This is a genomic window from Bacillus sp. C30 (assembly GCF_040838255.1).
GTDB classification, from domain to species: Bacteria; Bacillota; Bacilli; order Bacillales; family Bacillaceae_G; genus Bacillus_A; species Bacillus_A mycoides.
The window spans coordinates 1-3320 of the sequence record NZ_JBFPJH010000341.1 but is presented as its reverse complement, the minus strand read 5'-3'; the positions used below and the strand labels follow the sequence as shown (position 1 = coordinate 3320).

At 32.1% G+C, this 3320-nt stretch carries 5 protein-coding genes; 3 read left to right on the top strand and 2 right to left on the bottom strand.

What is annotated here, in order from left to right; translation table 11 throughout:
* Positions 1-115 precede the first annotated feature (115 nt).
* Together AB3X49_RS19840 and AB3X49_RS19835 are read left to right on the top strand one after the other, a co-directional pair.
* Positions 116-511: a DUF2871 domain-containing protein gene (locus AB3X49_RS19840; RefSeq protein ID WP_002186142.1), complete on the top strand. Its 396-nt coding sequence runs from the start codon at positions 116-118 to the stop codon at positions 509-511.
* A 15-nt stretch (positions 512-526) separates the two neighbouring features.
* Positions 527-1009, top strand: coding sequence for a CcdC family protein (locus AB3X49_RS19835; protein ID WP_367964245.1), 483 nt, complete (start codon positions 527-529; stop codon positions 1007-1009).
* A gap of 50 nt (positions 1010-1059) precedes the next feature.
* On the opposite strand, the gene AB3X49_RS19830 is transcribed toward AB3X49_RS19835, so the two are convergent.
* On the bottom strand, positions 1060-1290 hold the full coding sequence (locus tag AB3X49_RS19830) for a DUF896 domain-containing protein (protein WP_367964242.1): 231 nt from the start codon (positions 1288-1290) through the stop codon (positions 1060-1062).
* Positions 1291-1536: 246 nt separating this feature from the next.
* Here AB3X49_RS19830 and AB3X49_RS19825 point away from each other — a divergent pair, with 246 nt between their 5' ends.
* On the top strand, positions 1537-2451 hold the full coding sequence (locus tag AB3X49_RS19825; RefSeq protein ID WP_367964240.1) for a hypothetical protein: 915 nt from the start codon (positions 1537-1539) through the stop codon (positions 2449-2451).
* 71 nt (positions 2452-2522) lie between these two features.
* Here AB3X49_RS19825 and AB3X49_RS19820 read toward each other — a convergent pair whose 3' ends face one another.
* Complete coding sequence (locus tag AB3X49_RS19820) at positions 2523-3230, bottom strand: alpha/beta fold hydrolase (protein WP_002189214.1); 708 nt, start codon at positions 3228-3230, stop codon at positions 2523-2525.
* Positions 3231-3320 lie beyond the last annotated feature (90 nt).

Below are 3320 nucleotides of genomic sequence, written 5' to 3'. Positions count from 1 at the left end.
AAATAATAGAATGTAATAATCTGTTCATATTCCGTTCATAAACTTTGCGTAAAATGATTGCAGTGAATATGGAAAGTGACGATATAAATTGTCGTTCTACAGCAGGAGGAATATGATGAAGAAATTATATAATGCAGCATTCATTTACTTAATTATTGGTTTATTATCAGGTGTATTTGCTAGAGAGTATACGAAAGCGCAAGGAATTAAAGGATCCACTATGTTGCAATTAGTGCATACACACGTATTAGTGCTCGGCTTTGTATTCTTTTTGGTCGCTTTAGCTCTATTTAAAGTATTTAATGTCCGTGAAACAAAAAGTTTTCGTGCGTGGTTTGTTGTTTATAATGTAGGATTAATTTTTACTATTGCTACAATGGTATTTAGAGGTATTCTACAAGTAAATGGAACTGACTTTAATGGTTTAAGCCATATGGCTGGATTAAGTCATATCATTATAAGTGTTGGGCTCGTTTGGTTTATGATTTTGCTCAAAAAATCTTTTAAATAGATAGGAGTGGAGAGTATGAGTTTAGCACTTTTATCAAGTATAGTAGCGGTTTGTATGGCCGTTGGAGTTATGATTCTTCGCTTTAAGTCAGCGAAAAAACCGGTAACGAAAAAGAAAATTATATTACCGCCAATTTTTATGAGCACTGGTGCAATGATGTACTTCTTACCAGAGTTTCGATTAACGTCTTTAGAAATAGTAGAGGCAATTAGCGTAGGACTTATTTTCTCTATATTTCTTATTAAAACATCTAAGTTCGAAATAAGAGGCGAAGACATATATATGAAACCATCAAAAGCGTTCATATTTATTTTAGTTGGTTTATTAGCTGTCCGGGTAGCATTGAAATCATATTTAAGTCAGTCGATTGATTTAACCCAATTAAGTGGAATGTTTTTCTTACTCGCTTTTGCGATGATTGTATCGTGGAGAATTGCGATGTATCGCTCGTTTACTAAATTAGAAAAGACAATAAAAAGAGCTGGAATTTCTATATAGGAATTTCAGCTCTTTTTATGTTTTATACGATTGTTTTTTTAGTTTTGATTTCATTTGCTTAATTTTAAACGTATTTGAGCATCTTGTAATGCAACTGGTGTAACGTTAAGACCATTTTGATCAACGATTTTTGTGTTTAATAAAATGGAATCTAAGCTCCCGCGAAATGTTTTTGTATAGTTTTGACGCAACATTTGTGGTTCTTGTTTTTCATCAACTGTTAATCCAAATGTTCTTTCTTTTTTTGATAATTCGTTAATACGGAATAAAATGTTTTTCATTTGTTTTCACCTCTAGTTAGATTTAATTACATTAGTTACTTACTAATGTATAGTTATTTTAACCTATCTTTTAATAAGTGTCAATGCCTATAAACATTCCTTGTTTTGTAAGTGTATGGGGTGATAAAGAATGAAAAAACTACAAATACTTGAAATAGAAAAGATGTTAATATACAATACCTAAGTAGGGTATATAGGGTATTGTTTTACTTTATGAGAGTAATAAGCAAAAAGGAGTATGTAATAATGAATTCAGTAATTTCAAGGAAAGAAACAATCATATCATATAGCATTGCAATTCTATTTATATTAGCGATGGTTACAGCTGGTGTACTATTAGATGATCCAGAAGTAATTTTGCCGGAAATAGCTGCGATGGCAATAGCTTTATGGGTATATCGTGAGCCGGGATGGCTAAGACAACCAGAAAAAATCTTTATTGCGCCGTCAATAACAGCTGTTATTGGTTTTGCAGTGAATCAAATGGATATTTCCTATATAGGAAAAGTTAGCTTAACACTTATATTAATGATGTTGTTTTTACGTGTTATTCAATCCAATTTAGCACCATCTATTGCGACAGGTTTATTACCATTAGTAACAAATGCGACGGAATGGTCATTTGTTATCTCAGTCTTCGTTTTGACATTTATTTTAATGATTGGTGTTCTTATTTTTAAATTGAATAACGGTATTGAGAGAAAAGTTAAAATCCAATATAAATATATGGTTGTATTTCTATTTTTAAATTTTGTATGGATCAGTTTATGTTGGATAACTGGTTATGAACAATTAGCGGTTATTCCGCCAATTCTAGTCGTTGTGTATGAATCACTTCAAAAAACGATGTACAATGAAAAAATGGCATTTAAACAAATACTAGTATTAACTACATCAGCAACTGTTGGAACGTTATTGTACTTTGCGATTGATTCATGGATTGTAGTTACTTTATTAAATATGATATTAATGCTAATTTTATTAAAAATCGTTGGAGTACGTATTCCAGCAGCTTATGCATTTCCATTACTTCCGCTCGTATTTCCTGATGAAATGATAAAAATGTTACCTGTAGGCTCATTCATTGCGGGGGTATTCTTATTTGGGGCAGTACTACTGTATAAAAAGTGGGAGATGAAGAAAAAGGGAACGCAAATGTAGAGAAGAAAATACAATCCCTAGTTAGCATAATAAATAGACACCCGCGGGTGTCTATTTTCATTAAATGAAATTTAGCTTAACTCATTTAAGCAATTCACAAGTTCTGTTGTTTTAGAAAAGAATGGTGAATGATCAGCTTCCAAAGTAATTATTTTTGTGCAAGTAGTTTCTGTATGCATTCGGCGCTGAAAATCAATCGGAATCGCTCTATCTAGAGTTGTTTCGATATAAATACGATTTACAGTTCCAAAGTTCTCTTCTGATATTTTCAGCTCTTTTTGGAACGGTCCTAGTGGTTGAGGACGCATTTGATTAAAAGATGCTCCTTTAATAGAACCGTCTTCTGTAGCATTTAAAAATGTTTGTTCAATCAACTCTGGTATAAGTTCTGCGGTCATGTCATTCTCATTTATAGAGAATTGTGGGCCAGCTTCTCCGTCTAACTTACTACCAAGACTTTCTCCATTTTGTGGCAAGAATGCACAAAGATATACTAATTTATCGATTTTATTTGGTATAAGCTCAGCGGTTTGAGTGATCACAATTCCACCCATACTATGTCCAACAAGAATAACTTTTTCATTTTGTTGATTTATAATAGTTGTTACTGCATTAACATAGGAATCTAATGTTATATTTTGTGATGGAGTTGTATCTTTCCCACTTCCAGGTAAGTCTAGTGTAATAACTGTATGTCCGAAAGCCTCTAGTTGAGGTTTTACTAAATCCCATGCCCATTCACCTTGCCATGCTCCATGTACTAAAACGTAAGTACTCATTTAATCAACACTCCTCTAATGTTTATATGTTTATTTTTTCGTAATATTGATGATGTATAATTAGTGTATATGAAGTGGATTGATAAATAT